Annotated in this window: 17 protein-coding genes; 6 read left to right on the top strand and 11 right to left on the bottom strand. The window is 66.0% G+C overall.

Annotated features, from left to right (window positions below; all coding sequences use genetic code 11):
• Positions 1 to 4: 4 nt before the first annotated feature.
• From JOD62_RS07400 to JOD62_RS07390, 3 genes are read right to left on the bottom strand one after another with little or no spacing between them, the layout of a single operon-like run.
• A complete protein-coding gene (locus JOD62_RS07400; RefSeq protein ID WP_204938657.1) occupies positions 5 to 985 on the bottom strand; it encodes an alpha-ketoacid dehydrogenase subunit beta in 981 nt (326 codons plus the stop codon).
• Positions 982 to 2,112, bottom strand: coding sequence for a thiamine pyrophosphate-dependent dehydrogenase E1 component subunit alpha (locus JOD62_RS07395; RefSeq protein ID WP_204938656.1), 1,131 nt, complete (start codon positions 2,110 to 2,112; stop codon positions 982 to 984). The genes JOD62_RS07400 and JOD62_RS07395 overlap by 4 nt, the downstream gene beginning before the upstream one ends.
• A 27-nt stretch (positions 2,113 to 2,139) precedes the next feature.
• Positions 2,140 to 3,222, bottom strand: a complete 1,083-nt coding sequence (locus JOD62_RS07390; RefSeq protein ID WP_204938655.1) for a histidinol-phosphate transaminase — start codon at positions 3,220 to 3,222, stop codon at positions 2,140 to 2,142.
• A gap of 79 nt (positions 3,223 to 3,301) precedes the next feature.
• On the opposite strand from JOD62_RS07390, the gene JOD62_RS07385 reads away from it, so the two are divergent.
• Together JOD62_RS07385 and JOD62_RS07380 are read left to right on the top strand one after the other, a co-directional pair.
• On the top strand, positions 3,302 to 3,730 hold the full coding sequence (locus JOD62_RS07385) for a cupin domain-containing protein (protein WP_204938654.1): 429 nt from the start codon (positions 3,302 to 3,304) through the stop codon (positions 3,728 to 3,730).
• A 33-nt stretch (positions 3,731 to 3,763) separates the two neighbouring features.
• On the top strand, positions 3,764 to 4,165 hold the full coding sequence (locus JOD62_RS07380; protein ID WP_204938653.1) for a phage holin family protein: 402 nt from the start codon (positions 3,764 to 3,766) through the stop codon (positions 4,163 to 4,165).
• 1 nt (position 4,166) lies between these two features.
• On the opposite strand, the gene JOD62_RS07375 is transcribed toward JOD62_RS07380, so the two are convergent.
• Genes JOD62_RS07375 through JOD62_RS07350 form a run of 6 tightly spaced genes read right to left on the bottom strand, consistent with a single transcriptional unit; the run spans position 4,167 to position 9,963 of the window.
• Complete coding sequence (locus JOD62_RS07375) at positions 4,167 to 4,877, bottom strand: MgtC/SapB family protein (RefSeq protein ID WP_204938652.1); 711 nt, start codon at positions 4,875 to 4,877, stop codon at positions 4,167 to 4,169.
• Positions 4,874 to 5,854 (bottom strand): N-acetylglucosamine kinase, encoded by a 981-nt coding sequence (locus tag JOD62_RS07370; protein ID WP_204938651.1) that lies wholly within the window; start codon positions 5,852 to 5,854, stop codon positions 4,874 to 4,876. Before JOD62_RS07370 ends, JOD62_RS07375 begins: the two co-directional genes overlap by 4 nt.
• The gene (locus JOD62_RS07365) at positions 5,851 to 6,768 is read right to left on the bottom strand and encodes a carbohydrate ABC transporter permease (protein WP_204938650.1); all 918 of its coding nucleotides are present in this window, start codon (positions 6,766 to 6,768) and stop codon (positions 5,851 to 5,853) included. The genes JOD62_RS07370 and JOD62_RS07365 overlap by 4 nt, the downstream gene beginning before the upstream one ends.
• Complete coding sequence (locus tag JOD62_RS07360) at positions 6,765 to 7,739, bottom strand: carbohydrate ABC transporter permease (protein WP_204938649.1); 975 nt, start codon at positions 7,737 to 7,739, stop codon at positions 6,765 to 6,767. Before JOD62_RS07360 ends, JOD62_RS07365 begins: the two co-directional genes overlap by 4 nt.
• Complete coding sequence (gene ngcE, locus JOD62_RS07355) at positions 7,736 to 9,148, bottom strand: N-acetylglucosamine/diacetylchitobiose ABC transporter substrate-binding protein (protein ID WP_204938648.1); 1,413 nt, start codon at positions 9,146 to 9,148, stop codon at positions 7,736 to 7,738. Before ngcE ends, JOD62_RS07360 begins: the two co-directional genes overlap by 4 nt.
• A gap of 59 nt (positions 9,149 to 9,207) precedes the next feature.
• Positions 9,208 to 9,963 (bottom strand): sugar isomerase domain-containing protein, encoded by a 756-nt coding sequence (locus JOD62_RS07350; RefSeq protein WP_204938647.1) that lies wholly within the window; start codon positions 9,961 to 9,963, stop codon positions 9,208 to 9,210.
• A 158-nt stretch (positions 9,964 to 10,121) separates the two neighbouring features.
• On the opposite strand from JOD62_RS07350, the gene JOD62_RS07345 reads away from it, so the two are divergent.
• Positions 10,122 to 11,069: a MurR/RpiR family transcriptional regulator gene (locus JOD62_RS07345; RefSeq protein ID WP_204938646.1), complete on the top strand. Its 948-nt coding sequence runs from the start codon at positions 10,122 to 10,124 to the stop codon at positions 11,067 to 11,069.
• Entirely contained in the window at positions 11,066 to 11,836 is a 771-nt protein-coding gene (locus tag JOD62_RS07340) for a glycerophosphodiester phosphodiesterase family protein (RefSeq protein WP_204938645.1), read from the top strand. The genes JOD62_RS07345 and JOD62_RS07340 overlap by 4 nt, the downstream gene beginning before the upstream one ends.
• Here JOD62_RS07340 and JOD62_RS07335 read toward each other — a convergent pair.
• Entirely contained in the window at positions 11,811 to 13,109 is a 1,299-nt protein-coding gene (locus JOD62_RS07335; RefSeq protein WP_204938644.1) for a hypothetical protein, read from the bottom strand. The genes JOD62_RS07340 and JOD62_RS07335 overlap by 26 nt on opposite strands.
• Positions 13,109 to 13,375 (bottom strand): hypothetical protein, encoded by a 267-nt coding sequence (locus tag JOD62_RS07330; RefSeq protein WP_204938643.1) that lies wholly within the window; start codon positions 13,373 to 13,375, stop codon positions 13,109 to 13,111. The genes JOD62_RS07335 and JOD62_RS07330 overlap by 1 nt, the downstream gene beginning before the upstream one ends.
• 130 nt (positions 13,376 to 13,505) lie before the next feature.
• Here JOD62_RS07330 and JOD62_RS07325 point away from each other — a divergent pair, with 130 nt between their 5' ends.
• Together JOD62_RS07325 and purB are read left to right on the top strand one after the other, a co-directional pair.
• The gene (locus tag JOD62_RS07325) at positions 13,506 to 14,015 is read left to right on the top strand and encodes a low molecular weight protein-tyrosine-phosphatase (protein ID WP_204938642.1); all 510 of its coding nucleotides are present in this window, start codon (positions 13,506 to 13,508) and stop codon (positions 14,013 to 14,015) included.
• Positions 14,016 to 14,040: 25 nt separating this feature from the next.
• Positions 14,041 to 15,423 (top strand): adenylosuccinate lyase, encoded by a 1,383-nt coding sequence (gene purB / locus JOD62_RS07320; protein WP_204940111.1) that lies wholly within the window; start codon positions 14,041 to 14,043, stop codon positions 15,421 to 15,423.
• Positions 15,424 to 15,430: the final 7 nt, after the last annotated feature.

Here is a 15,430-nt window from a genome sequence, read left to right as displayed (position 1 = left end):
CCGGTCAGTACGCGAGCGCGCGGTCGACGGCTTCGAGAATACGGTCGGCGTCGGGCAGGTACGCGCCCTCGATCTTCGCCGGAGGGAAGGGGATGTCGTAGCCCGACACCCGCAGCACCGGAGCCTCCAGCGCATAGAAGGCGCGCTCCATGACGGTCGCCGCGATCTCGCTGCCCAGGCTGTTGAAGCCCGGCGCCTCCTGCGCGTAGACCATGCGGCCGGTCGAGCGCACGGAGTCGAGGATCGGTCCGTAGTCGACCGGTGAGAGCGAGCGCAGATCGATGACCTCGCAGCTGGTCCCCTCGGACTCGGCGAGCGCCGCGGCCTGCAGCAGGGTCGCGACCATGGCACCGTGACCGACGAGGGTCACATCCGTGCCGCGACGCGCGACACGGGACGCGTGCAGCGGCAGGGCCGAGGCATCCGTCTCCACCTCGCCCTTGTGCCAGTACCGGCTCTTGGGCTCCATGAAGATGACGGGATCCTTCGACGCGATCGCCTCCTGGATCATCCAGTAGGCGTCGTTCGGCGTCGACGGTGAGATCACGCGGAGACCCGCGGTGTGCGTGAAGTACGCCTCCGGGCTCTCCTGGTGGTGCTCGACGGCACCGATGTGCCCGCCGTAGGGGATCCGGATGACAATGGGCATCGAGATCGCGCCCTCGTGGCGGTAGGTCAGCTTCGCAAGCTGCGAGGTGATCTGGTCGAAGGCCGGGTACACGAAACCGTCGAACTGGATCTCGCAGACCGGGCTGAATCCGGCCATCGCGAGTCCGATCGCCGTGCCGACGATGCCGGACTCGGCCAGCGGGGTGTCGAGCACGCGCTGCGGACCGAAGTCACGCTGCAGGTGCTCGGTAACACGGAAGACGCCGCCGAGCTGGCCGATGTCCTCTCCCATGAGCAGCACCTTGGGGTTGTCTTCCATCGCCCTGCGCATACCGGCGTTGAGCGCCTTGGCGAAGGTCATCGTCTCGAGGGTCATGCCTGCTCCTCCGTCGTGAAGGATGCTTCGTACTGGGCACGCCACGCGCGCTGCTCTTCCATGAGCGGGTGGGCCTCGCTGTAGACGTTGTCGAACATGTTCGATGGGTCCGGCCCGGGCAGGGCGTTCGTGCGCACGCGCAGGTCGTCGGCGGCCTCGGCGGCTTCCGAGTCGACATCCGTGAAGAAGGATGCCGCCGCTCCGCGCCCTTCGAGGAAGGCGCGCATGCGCGCGATCGGGTCTTTCTGCGCCCACTGCGACTCTTCGTCGGTCCCGCGGTACTTCGTGGGGTCGTCCGTCGTGGTGTGCGCGCCCATGCGGTAGGTGACGGCCTCGATCGCCCGAGGGCCCTGGCCGGCGCGTGCCTCATCGAGCGCACGTCGGGTGACCGCGTAGCTGGCGAGCACATCGTTGCCGTCGACCTGGATGCTGGGCATTCCGTAGCCGCGACCGCGCAGCACGAGCGGGACGCGCGACTGCGTCTCGACCGGAACCGAGATGGCCCACTGGTTGTTCTGCAGGAAGAAGACCTCGGGCACCTGGTAGCTCGCGGCGAAGACCATCGCCTCGTGCACGTCGCCCTGGCTGGAGGCGCCATCGCCGTAGTAGACCATGACGGCCTGATCGACGTCGGCATCGCCGGACGCGTGCTTGCCGTCAAACGCGAGACCCATCGCATATCCGGTCGCGTGCAGCGTCTGCGAGCCGAGCACCAGGGTGTACAGACGCGTGTTGCCGTTCTTGGGATCGGTCGGGTCCCACCCGCCGTGCGAGATGCCGCGCATGAGCTTGATGACATCGATCGTGTCGACGCCGCGGATGCGGGTCACGACGTGCTCGCGGTACGAGGGGAAGATCGTGTCCTGTGGTCGCGCGGCGTGCGCGGATCCGACCTGCGCCGCCTCCTGTCCGCGGCTCGGTGGCCACAGGGCGAGCTGGCCCTGACGTTGCAGGTTGATCGCCTGCGTGTCCACGGCGCGGATCACGACCATGTCGCGGTAGAACTGCTCGAGCTCGGCATCCGTCAGCGCTTCGATCAGCGGCAGATACTCGTCGGCAGCAGGACTCGGGGTGAACGCGCCGTCGGCATCGAGGATGCGAACGAGAGCGGGGTCGGCAGCTGTCACCGTTCTACGCTATCCGAGCATCGGCGCTCAGGGCTGGAGAGTGTGCACAACGGATTCCGCAGCTCGTAGGACTTTCTCCACGGATTCATGCTCACCGACGGATATACGCAGACCGTCTCCGGCGAACGGGCGCACGATGAGTCCTGCGGCGTCGAACGCCTCAGCGACGGCCATCGTCTGCTCGCCCGCGGGAAGCCACACGAAGTTGCCCTGCGCGTCCGGCACGTCCCATCCCTGGGCGCGCAGCCCCGCGACAAGTTCGGTACGGCGCTCGACGATGACGGCGACACGGTCGCGCAGCTCGTCCTCGGCGTCGAGGCTCGCGATCGCCGCAAGCTCGGCCGCGGACGTGACCGACAGCGGGATCGCGGTCGTGCGGGCGGCGTCGAGCACCGAGGGGTGACCGATCGCGTAGCCGACGCGGAGCCCCGCCAGACCGAACGCCTTCGAGAAGGTCCGGAGCACGACCACGTTCGGGTGCTTCTCGAACACGCGCTCGGCGAGGCCGTCGACGGCGTCGGGCGCGGTGACGAACTCGCTGTACGCCTCATCGAGCAGGATCAGCACGTCGGACGGAACCTTTTCGACGAAGGCGGCGAACTCGGCGCTCGTGACGATCGGCCCGGTCGGGTTGTTCGGCGTGCAGACGATGATCGCGCGGGTGCGATCGGTGACGGCATCCGCCATCGCGTCGAGATCGTGGCGGGAGTCGGGCAGCAGCGGCACCGGCACGCCTGTAGCGCCGGCGACGAGCGGCAGCCCGGGGTAGGCCTCGAAAGAGCGCCAGGCGTAGATGACCTCATCGCCGACGCTCGCCGCAGCCAGGACGAACTGGTAGAGGATCGACACGCTTCCGGATGCCACGTGGACGGCGTCGGGCGCGACGCCGTAGCGCTCCCCCAGTCGCGTGCGGAGTGCTGCGGCCGTCGCATCCGGGTAGCGGTTCATGGGCGTCTGCCGCGCCAGAACGTCGACGACCGACGGCAGCGGGTCGAAGGGGTTCTCGTTGCTGGAGAGCTTGAACGCGTCTGCGCCTGCGGGCTTGCCCTGACGGTACGGGGGCAGAGCGGCGATCTCAGGGCGGATGCGGGGCAGCGTGGGCTCGGTCACAGTTCGAGTGTAGAAGAGGCGTCCGGGCGACGGGGCGGCAGTAGAGTTCTGGCACACGTCCGCGACGGGAGGATGCAGGATGACCGACTACGAGGTGACGCAGATCGGCGCCCCGGACGCCTGGCGGGACCACTTCGGCGGGTTCGATGCCGCACGCTCGCGCGACGGCCGACGGGTCGTTGACCATGAGCTGACGATGCAGTACATCGGCATGACCGCCAATGCGCTCGAACCGGGCGAGGAAGCCGGCTACTGGCACACGCACAGCGAGGTGGAGGAGCTTTACGTGTTCCTCGACGGTGAAGGCCAGATGGGCCTCGATGACGATCTCGTCGAGGTGCGCACCGGGTCGGTGGTGCGGGTCGGGCAGCACGTGTGGCGCACCTGGCGGGCACGGCCGGACAGCACGACACAGCTGCGGTGGCTGTGCATCCGCGCCGGCGGGACGCCTCTGCCGCACATGCCCAATGACGGATCGCGAAACCCCGACAAGCCGATGCCCTGGTGACAGGCAGGGCCCGCGTGTAAAACTGGGCGCACTATGCGCTTCATCATCCGCGTCATCATCAACGCCTTCGCCATCTGGGTCGTCTCGTTGATCCCAGGCCTGCAGGTGACCGTCACCTCCTTCGCCCCCGGCGAGACGCTGCAGCTCGTGCTCACGCTGCTCGCGATCGGTGCGATCTTCGCGATCGTGAACACGATCATCGGCACCGTGATCAAGATCGTGGCGTTCCCGCTCTACATCCTCACGCTCGGCCTCATCGGGCTGATCATCAACGGCTTCCTGCTGTGGTTGACCGCCGCGATCACCGGCTGGTTCGGGTGGGGTCTGAGCGTCGGCAACTTCTGGTGGGGCGTCGTCGCGGCGATCATCATCTCGATCATCAATGCCGTCTTCGGGGCGATCCTCCGCCCGCAGAACAAGCGCGACCGACGCTGAGCTACACCGCGTCTTCGTCGACAAGTCGGACGCGCTTGACCCCCGGAACGTCGGCGAAGTCGGCCAGGAGGTCTTCGAGGCGCGTCTTCCGCGCTTCAACTGTCACCGTCGCTTCCCAGCGTTGCGAGCGACCGTCTCGCTCCATGAGCCGAGAGTCGATCACGACTGCTGTCGCCTCCTGCCGCTTCGCCACAGCCAGAACCTGGGCCAGAGACCCCTTTCCAGGACGGTACCTGAGCACGACTGCCCGCTGACGGTGCTCATGCTCCCGCGACCGGCGCCAACGCCCCAGTAGGGTGACTGCGACAAGCTGAAGGGCTGTCGCCATGATTGCGAGCACGGGAGACCCGGCGCCGCAGGCCATTCCGACGGCTGCCGTGGCCCAGATCGACGCCGCCGTAGTCAGACCGGACACGCTGTTCTGCCGCACGAAGATCAGTCCGGCTCCGAGAAAGCCGATCCCCGAGACGATCTGCGCGGCGATCCGGGATGGATCCAAGGTGATGCCCTCGCTCGTGACGGTGCTGAATCCGTACGCCGAGACCAGAGTGAACACAGCCGATCCGACGCCAACGAGAGTGTGCGTGCGCATCCCCGCACTCTTGAGCTTCCGGTGACGTTCCCACCCGATCACCGCGGAGAGCACGAAGGCGAGTACCAGCAGTGTCAGCTCAGTGAGCGTCGACGGCCCAAACCACTCGATGTCCATCATGCGCGCCGCAGTTCGACCTGCTCCGCTATGGTGACTCTCAACTGCTCTGAGACCTCGACGCCCCGACGCCGGAGCGCGAGAATCGCAGCGCCCACGACCCCGTCTGTCGCAGGTCGCAGGTCTGCGTCCTGAAGCACCTCGAGCAGCGCGCCCGCGCACACCCCCGCGCGCAGCATCCCCTCCGTCAGCACACTCCCCGAGACCACGACAGGCAGATTCTCATGCCCGCGCCTGGCGGTCTCGATCGTGGTGGCGAGATGGCTCGCGGCAGCAGAGACGATCGATGCGGCCACCGCGTCATCCTCCGCTGCAGCGTCGAATGCGAGGGGTGCGAACTCGGCGAGGGCCGTCGGAGGTCGATCGTAGACCGCTCGCAAGATTGCAGCCACGTCCGGGGTGCGGACACCAGACCAGCATGCGGTCGCGCCCCCAATCCGCGAGAACACCTGCTCCGTCAACGCCGTCGGCGATCCGCGTCCGTCCGCAGCCGCAGCCACCGCAGAGACAACTTCCCGTCCGATCCAGAACCCGCTTCCGGCATCGCCCAGGAGCCAACCGAGCCCGTCGACCACACTGACGACCTGAGCGTTCTGAACGCGCGCTGCGATGGCGCCCGTCCCCGCGATCAGCACGATACCGTCGGGAGCGCTCGAGCCGGAGAAGTACGCTCCCAACGCATCCCCCACAGGATGCCAGCTCGAAGAATCGTGCATCCCTAACCGCTCCGCCAGCTCTCCGAGCCTACCGACGGGCGCCTCCCCGGCCGCGCACAGCACGGCCGTCAGGGTCGAGGCATCCGCGGCCGCCTCGGTGATCGCCGCCCTCGCCGCCGTCTCGATGGCCCGCACGCCGCCCTCGCCCAGGGATGTCGCGTTGCCCCCGCTCGCCCTGCCCCAGCCAAGCACTGTGCCCTTGGCGTCGACGCAGGCGGCGCGAGTATGTGAACCTCCCGCGTCGATAGCCAGAACCACCGTCATTTCAACGCACCCTGCGCCACCGACGACAGGAGCTTCTTCTGGAACAGCAGGTACACGATCAAGACAGGTGCCACTGTCATCACCGCGGCTGCGAACAGAGCCCCGAAATCGACGTTGAATCCGGCCTGCACGGCAAAGGTCTGCATGCCCTGCGTGAGCACCGACTTCGAAGGGTCGGTGATCAGCACGAGCGGAAGCAGATACTGATTCCACAGCCCGACGAAGTTCAGAAGCGCGATCGCCGACATGCCGGGCGCCGCCATCGGCAGCATCACCGAGAAGAACGTGCGCCACTGGGAGGCACCGTCAATCGCGGCCGCCTCGGCGATCTCGGCGGGCAGCTGCTCGAAGAACGCCGCGAGGAAGAAGATCGTGAACGGCAGTGCATACGCCGTGTACGTGACGATCAATCCGATGTGAGAGTTCATGAGCCCGAAGTTCTGCACCACGAAGAACAACGGCACGACGGCGAGGAACACAGGAAACGTGAGGCCCGCCAGAATGAGGTTGCGAATGAACGCCCGACCTGGGAAGTCGAAGCGCGCCAGCGCGTAGGCGCACATCGCCCCGAGGAGCATCGTGAGCGCGAGTGCACCGGCGACGACGACCACCGTGTTCGCGAAGAAATGCCCGATCCCTGCTTGGGTCCAGGCGTTGATGTAGTTGTCAAAGCTCCATCGTGTGGGCAACCCGAACGGCGACTCGAGGATCTCTCGACTCGTCTTGAAAGAGGACATGAGAGTCCACAGCAGCGGTACGAACACCAGCGCTGTCCAGAGGATCATCACTGTCTGCGAGGAGAAGGTGACGAAGGGCTCGCTGGCCCTGCGTCGTCGAGGCGCGTCGGGGACGATCCGCTCGTGACGGATGTGCCGAGGCGCAGCCTCCGAGATCGGTGGGAGCACCTGAGTCATTTTCTTCCGATCCTTCCCGCCAGGCCCACGAGCGCGACGAAGATGAAGGTCAACAGCGTGAGGACGACACCCATCGCACACGCCAACCCGAAACGACCATCCAGGAATGCCGCCGAGTAGATCTCCTGCGTGATGCCGAGTGTGGAGCGCTGCGGCCCCCCGTTCGGGTTGAATGCCTGGAGGAAAACGAAGACGTCGAGAGCGGCGATGCCGACATAGATGTACGCGGATTTCACGTTCTTCGCGATCCCCGGCAGCACGATCGACAGCGCGATACGCACCCGCCCCGCACCGTCCAGACGAGCGGCGTCGAACAGCTCCGTGTCTATGCCACGGATCGCGGCGACGAACAGCACCATGTAGAAACCTGCAGACGCCCAGACCACGGCGGCGACCGTCGCCCCCATGGCGGTGGCAGGATCTCCGAGCCAGGCGAATGAACGGAACTGCTCGAGACCCACGCCCGTGAGAAGACCGTTCAGGATGCCGTTGTTCGGATCGTAGACCTGCGCGAAGATGATCCCGACGATGATCGAGGGAATGACTCCCGGGAAGAAGGCAGCGACGCGATAGAACGCCGCACCCTTGACACCCGACACACCGCCGCGCATATCTCCGCCGATCGTCACCATGATTGCCAGCGCGAAGCCGATCGCCAGCGTGATGAGCGGCATCACCACCAGCATCGTCAGGTTGTTGCGAATCGCGATCAAGAACGACTCGTCGCCCATGAGCTGCGCGTAGTTGCCCAAGCCGATGAACTGGAACCCCGCGGTGAAGCCCGACCAGTCCGTCAGCGAATACACCACCGCCTGCAGCATCGGCCAGATGACGAAGGTGACATAGAGCGCCAGCGGCACTCCGATGAAGACCAGCAGAAGTGAGAGCCGGTCAGCGCCTCCCGCACCGAGGCGACCACCCCGCCGCGTCGTCGCCGTCTCGGGAGTCGGTGCGATGACAGGTGAGGTCATGACGCCTTGATCTTCACGATGGTGTCATCTTCGCGGATGCGATCCGACGCCTTTTGCAGCTCGGAGAGCGCATCGGCGACCGACATACCTCCAGAGAGGAAGTCGTTCATGACTCGCCCCTTGTCGTCCCCGAAGGGGTAGGCGTCCGTGAAGTCCCACGCGTAGGCGTTTGTGCCCGCCTGTTCGAGCAGGTCGGTCGCGGAGACGAGCGCGGTAGAGCCGAAACCGTCCTTCGGGACAGTGTTGCGCAAGATCGTCGGAGACTTGTTGATGCGGGCGAACTCGATCGCGGCATCGCGGGACAGCATGGTACGCAGTGTCTCCTTGGCGCCGACCGTATTCGCCCCAGCGGTCGGAACGACGAAGCGGTTGCCGCCCGCAAAGCGAATCGCCTCATACGGCAAGGCCGACTTCGTGGTCACTGTCGGGTTCGGCGCGCCGACCATCTCGAAGCCGTCGGCGATCTCCGCTCCCATCTCCGCTTCGATCCACGAACCCGAGGGGTACATGATCGCCTCCTGGCGCAGACTCCACTGTGCTTGGGCGGCCTTGAACTGCGTGCCAGCGCCGCCCGGAAGGAAGTAGCCCGCGTCGACGGCTTTCTTCATCGCCGTGAACGCCGCCTTGACGGCCGGTTGGCTCCAAGACTTCGGCTCCAGATTGGCGAGCGCGACGCGCACCTCGTTGCCGCCCTCCTTGATGGCACTGTCGATCGCCATCGACAGGTAGTACGACGCTGCCTCTTTGCCCCACGTGAAGAGGTACTTGCCCTCCTTCTTCGCCGCTGCGCCGAGGTCCATCGCTTCATCCCAGGTCCGCGGCGCCTTCCACCCCATCTTTGAGAAAAGACTGCGGGAGTACCACAGGGCATGCACGCTCAGGGAGTAGTTGATTGCGGCGAGCTTGCCGTCGAAATCGGCCAACTCGAGCACCCCGGGATAGACGGCGTCACGGATGACGTCACCTTCGAGGTTGGGCGCATCTACGAGATCGTTGAGGTCGAGCACGCTCGGCAACAGCGTCGCAACAGGAATCGACCCGGCCCCCGCAGAGTGAAGCAGGTCCGGCGGATTGCCTGCCACGAAACGAGGCTGCACCTGCTGCGCGATCTGCGCAGACGGCGTCACTGCCAACGTCAGGGCCGAGGAGGACTTCTCAAGCTCCTTCGCAAGGTAGGCGAAGAACTCGGTGTTCTTCGCGTTGTCGAAGATGACGCTGTCAACAGTGGTGCCGGCCGTGACCCCGAACGGGTTTTTCGCATCGAGCGTGGGAACCGGGGTGGCGCTAGGGGTGCCGAACGCCGTTCCGCCCGGTGTCGCCGCACAGGCGGCGAGCGGCACGGCCACGGCGGCCAACCCCATGAGTGAGAGAACCTGTCGCCGACTGATCGGCTTCTGAGACGAGACCATCGTTTGCACTCCGTTGTATGTCGTTGATGTCAGGAAAGGAAGGATTTTGAGAAGGGGCCTCAGGCCACGCGGCGAATCCGCGATCCGTACTGAGCTTGGAGAGCCCGATTGTGGGCGTCGCCCCCGGGGACGTTGGCGGATAGGAAGACCGGGACGACGTCGCCTGTGGCTTCCAGGGCCGAGGCCACACCGACTGTCAACAGCTGCGCGAGATACGCGGAGGTGATCGACGAGACTGCGCCCATCGGCACTTCCCCTTCCAGCACTGCGTCACCGTACGGCGCGCGGTTGTCGATGACGACATCTGCGATCTCGCACAGTCTTTTGCCGCTCGGATGGATCGGGCTGACCCGTGCCGTGTGCGCAAGGCTGGTGACGGCGATGACCTTGTGACCGTGCGACTGCGCGAGCAGCGCCATGCCCACGATCGAGCCGTTGACGCCGGAGTTGGAGGCAATGACGAAGATGTCCTCAGCATGACGAGGAACTGTGGCGAAGATCTCGTCCGCGATCTGCGGGTCTCGCTCCAGCGGCGGGTCTGCCACGAGTTCGGTGCTTGAGCGTTCACCCCACAGCACTGTGTCACGCAGGGCCACCTTGTTGCTGGGGATCAATCCGCCCGCACGGCCGGCGATCTCCATCGCGAACGCTTCGGAATGGCCGGTGCCGAACGCGTGGATCACGCCGCCTGCGCGCAGTGCTTCCGCGATCATCGTGATGGCTTCGTCGAGCTCCCCCGAGCGAGCGCCCTCTGTGATGTCTCGGATTCGGCCGAGGACTTCCTGCTCGAAACGCGGAGCCGTGGCGCTGATCATCTATTCTCCTGAGGGATTGATGCGGACTAGGAATGGTTCATACAGTTGCCGCGAAACTGTGGCATGTATCATTCATGCATACCTAAGCGTTGCCTGTCCACCTCATACGAGAGAGTTCAGCTGAGATTCATGAATCGGTACGACGTCAGAGAGAACGAATGACCACGCGCATTCCAATCGAGCCCGGCCACCGCGGACTTCTCGCGCCGGATCAGCCTGCCGTCACGGACCAGATCCGTCTGGCGCTGCCCCGGCTCTCCCCATCCATGTTGCTCGTCGCTCGCCGCGTTCTCGATGACCCGGAGGGCGTCGCCTCACTCTCGGCTGCGCAGCTCGCCGCAGAGGTGGGCGTCTCCCAGCCGACGGTCACCCGCTTCTGTCAGGCGGTCGGGCTCAGTAGTTACCAAGCTCTGCTGTTGCACATCGCCCAGGAGTCTGGCCGCGCCCAGGAGCCGCGTTGGATCTCAGCCGGGTACGAGGAGATCGGACCGGAAGACGATCTCGAGCACGTGATCCAGGTGATGACGAGCGTGGATGTCGACGCCATGCAGTTCGCCGCGCGCTCCCTCGATCGCGCGGCCCTGGAAGAGGCCGCCGCAGTGGTCGCGTCAGCGCGCAGCGTCGATGTCTATGGCGCGGGCGCAAGCGCGGTGATCTCAAACGAACTCGAACTGCGAATGCTGGGAATCGGCATCCAGATCCGCGCGTGGACGGCCATGCACAGCGCGCTCAGCTCTGCCGCCTTGCGCCGGCCGGGCGACGCGGCGATCGCGATCTCCGCGTCGGGACGCACGCGGGAGGTCTACGACGCCCTGTCCGAGGCCAAGTCTCGAGGGGCCGCCACCATCGCCGTCACCGGAGATGCCAACTCGCCACTGGCGCGCGTCGCCGACATCCACCTCACGGCGATCGGAAGAGAGATGCCGTACCGCACGGCATCCTTCGCCGCACGTCACGCCCAGTTGCTGGTGCTTGACGTCCTCTACACGCGCGTCGCGCAGCGAGACCCGCAACGTTCGGCGGAGACGCTCGCGGCGACGGCGCACATCCCTTCGACGCATGCACTGCGGGCCAATCACCGGGCAGAGAACGAGGCGCCCAGATGACCCTGATCTGGGCGCATGCGCGCTCGACCGGTGTCACCGCCGCCAACACGCTCGAGTCCTACGCGCAGGCAGTCCAGGAAGGCGCAGACGGCATCGAACTCGATGTGCACCTCACGCGCGACGGACACCTGGTCTGTCTCCATGACGGCAGGGTGCCCCTGCCCGGGGGGAAGATCCTCACCGTCGGGGACGCATCTGTGTCTGATCTCGCTCAGATCGTGGTCGGAGATGAAACGACAGGGCCGACGCGCGTCCCACTCCTGGAAGAGGTCTATGACCTCCTCGCTCCCACCGGCCTTCAACTGAACGTCGAGGTGAAGAACCTGCTGCACCGCTATCCCGGCATCACGGAACGCATCGAACGTTCTTTGCGAGGTTCAGGAATGCGCGACCGCATCGTCGTGTCCTCCTTCCAGCACAGTCTTCTGACCGAGCTCCGCGAACGGGACGGGCGGATCCAGACGGCGGCTCTGTACGCGGACGGACTGATTGACCCGTGGGCCTACTTCTCGCGGATCGGGATCACCCAGGCACACCCGCACTTCGCGACGTTGCAGGATCCTGGCGTCCTCGAAGGATTTCACGAGGCGGAAATGACCCTGCGCGTATGGACCGTCGACGACCCCCGACTCTGGGAGCGCTTCATCACGGCGGACATCGGTGGAATCATCACCAACGACCCGGCCGGGGCACTGGCCGTACGTGATCAGTTCGCTCTCGGTTCTGCACCTGAGCCCGGCATCACCGCGCCGGATCGTCGGCGGTGAAGTTGCGCGCGGTGACCAGGGTCGCCCGATCGAACCCGGCGATGATCGCCCGCAGGTCGTCAAGACGGCCATCCGACGACTTGTCCATGAGCGCCGCTGTCTCTCGATAGGCATCGAGATGATGACTGCGCATGCCGAAGTCACGGATGTCGGTCTCAGGAAAGGCCAGACGTTCGACAAGCACGCTGTCATCGGTCTCCATCCCTGTACCGCCGCCCGCGAGCCTGGCCACCGGGTCATCCTTGTGCCGCACGGGGACATCCAGCACGCCAGGAATCGGCACGGCCTGAACAGGATTGCCGAACGACGTGTGCGCCAGCACGGTGAACTCCCCGCTCGCCGCCAGATGGGTGCCGATCATGCCGCCCTGCGAATGGGTGAACAGCAGGATCGGGTCACTGGGCTGGATCCCCGCGAGTCGCATCGCGCTCTCGGCGGCAGCGAAAGACGCTGACTCCTGCTGGGACATGTAGAGGTCGGTGTTGGACTGCATGTCCCAGGGCTGGCCCGGGTCGAGGAGATCCGTGCCCTTGATGTAGACGATGTACTTCGACGTGCCGTCCGGCATCTCGTAGGTCTCGACGCTGACCTGCGCGTCTTCGGTCATCTGCATGCGGATGACGGCGTCCTCGACGCCCCGGATCGGGGGCCGCGGTCGTGTGTCCGTCGTGACGTGAAGAGACGTGCTGTGCTCCTTCGGTGCGAGCGGGGCATGGCCCGGGATGACTCCCCGTCCGACAGCGTCGACCAGAGCGGGATAGGCGCGTCCGAGTGCGGCAAGGACCACGTAGCTGAGCGGACCGAGTCCGCTCCGAGCGAGGAAGAGCCCCATGTCCGCCGCCTTCTGGGCGAAGGGATGCGTGCGATTGAACTGCCATTCGGCGATCACGTCATCCGCGCGCTCAGCCAGAGTGGGATCCCGAAACCAGCGCGTCGTCCCCAGCCAGTCCCACCAGGGGCGATCACGCTGCTGCTCAATGAGCGGAGTACCGCTGAGTCGCGCTTCGACGAGCTCGAACGTCTGAATCGTGGCCATCAGGCTCGCGCAGGTCTGCGCAACCTCGTCGGACAGCTCTCGCATCCGCAGCACCAGCGCCGGCTCAGCGAACTCGCGCCCCACGTCTCCGGCAAGGCTCGATGCGTTCTGCAGGCGCCCCGGAACGATCTCGATGCCGTCGCGTACCCGGATCAGCTGGTCGTGGACGTCGCGGAGCTGCTCACTGTCCACGGCGAGCACGCCGCCGGTGGAGATGTCGAGGTCACCCTCTGCCATCACCAGGCCCCGAATCGCGTGATCTCGTCGTCGATGATCGTGAGTGCTCCCGCTGTGTGCTCCGCGTGATCGCGCAGTCGACTCTGGAACGCGTTGATCGCCCGTGATCGGGTCTCCCACGTCGTCTGCGCGATCAGACCCTGCAGCGTCGCGTGCAGATCGGTGAGGTCATCGCGGATGCGGCCCAGCTGAGCCCGGACCTCGGAGAGCTGCCACGGTTCTTCGATCGCAGCGCTGATGACGGGGATCGCGTTCACAGGGGTCATGACGTCCACTGTGAACGGGAGTCGTCGGTCACCGCCGACGCTGTCCCCCGTGCGTGCACAGTTGATGAACGCTCGCCGCTGTGCAGGAAACGGCACTGGCAGCATCCGTCTCCTGGTCGATAATGGAGCAATGACCGATCCGGACCCGTTTCGCGTCATCTTCGTGTGCACAGGCAACATCTGCCGCTCCCCGATGGCAGAGATCGTCTTCCGCGAGCTGGTGAAGGAACGCGGACTCAGCGGCCGCATCGTCTCGCGCAGCGCCGGCACCGGAGATTGGCACGTCGGCGAGCACGCTGATGAGCGCACGATCGACGCGCTCGCACGCCGCGGCTACGACGGCTCCGCACATCGCGCCCGCCAGTTCACCGCCGACTCGTTCGCCGAGAACGACCTCGTCGTCGCACTCGACCGCACGCACGAGCGCATTCTGACGCAGTGGGCGCGCGATGAATCCGATGAGGGCAAGGTCACGCTGCTGCTCACCTTCGGAGCCCACGGAGACGGCCTCGATGTGCCCGATCCGTACTACGCCGACACCCAGATGTTCGACGACGTGCTCGGTATGATTGAGAACGCGAGCCACGGTCTTCTCCGACAGCTCGAACCCGCCATTCGGCCGCCGGCGCCCCGCCACTGAGGGTGCCTCTATCAGGAGGTCTCCCCTGACTGCCCAGCCTTCCCTCCCGTTCCAGCCGCTGAGCCCGCTCGATGGCCGCTACCGCGGTGCCGTCGCGGCGCTGTCGGACTACCTCTCCGAGGCAGGCCTGAACCGCGCCCGCGTCGAGGTCGAGGTCGAGTGGCTCATCGCGCTCACCGATCGCTCGCTGTTCGAGACCCAGCCGCTGTCGGATGCCGACAAGCAGGCACTGCGCGGTCTGTACCGCGACTTCGGCCAGGACGAGATCGACTGGCTCGCAGAGAAGGAAGCCGTGACGCAGCACGACGTCAAGGCCATCGAGTACCTCGTGCGCGACCGTCTCGCGACCCTCGGTCTCGACAAGATCGCCGAGCTCACCCACTTCGCGTGCACGAGCGAGGACATCAACTCGGCCTCGTACGCGCTGACCGTCAAGCGCGCCGTCGAAGAGGTCTGGCTGCCCGCCCTCGACACCGTGATCGCCAAGCTCCGCGAGCTGGGCGAGGAGCACGCGGATGCGGCGATGCTGTCGCGCACCCACGGCCAGCCGGCCACCCCCTCGACCATGGGCAAGGAACTCGCCGTCTTCGCATGGCGCCTCGAGCGCGTGCGCGCTCAGATCGCGGCATCCGACTACCTCGCGAAGTTCTCCGGCGCGACCGGCACCTGGTCGGCGCACCTGTCGGCCGACCCCAACGCCGACTGGCCCACGATCGCCCGCGAGTACATCGAGGGCATGGGCATCGGATTCAACCTGCTGACGACCCAGATCGAGTCGCACGACTGGCAGGTCGAACTGTACGACCGCGTGCGTCACGCCGGTGGCATCCTGCACAACCTCGCGACCGACATCTGGACCTACATCTCGCTCGGCTACTTCGCACAGATCCCCGTCGCCGGTGCGACCGGATCGTCGACGATGCCGCACAAGATCAATCCGATCCGCTTCGAGAACGCCGAGGCGAACCTCGAGATCTCGGGCGCGCTGCTCGGCTCGCTGTCCCAGACGCTCGTCACTTCGCGCCTGCAGCGTGACCTCACGGACTCGACGACGCAGCGCAACATCGGCGTCGCGTTCGGGCACTCGCTGCTCGCGCTCGACAACCTGCGCCGCGGCCTGAACGCGATCTCGCTGCGCCGCGACGTGCTGCTCGACGACCTCGACACGAACTGGGAAGTTCTCGCCGAGGCGATCCAGACCGTGATCCGCGCGGAGGTCGTCGCCGGCCGTTCGACGATCACCGACCCCTACGCGCTGCTCAAGGAACTCACCCGCGGTCACCGCGTCGGTGCGGCCGAGCTTGCCGAGTTCGTGCAGGGCCTCGAGATCGGCGATGCCGCGAAGCAGCGTCTGCTCGCGCTGACGCCCGCCACGTACACGGGAATCGCCGAGCGCCTCGCGCGCTGATCCGACG

Source organism: Microbacterium keratanolyticum, assembly GCF_016907255.1.
Taxonomy (GTDB): Bacteria; Actinomycetota; Actinomycetes; order Actinomycetales; family Microbacteriaceae; genus Microbacterium; species Microbacterium keratanolyticum.
The sequence above is the reverse complement of the archived record's forward strand: the minus strand, read 5'-3'. Positions and strand labels throughout refer to the sequence as shown.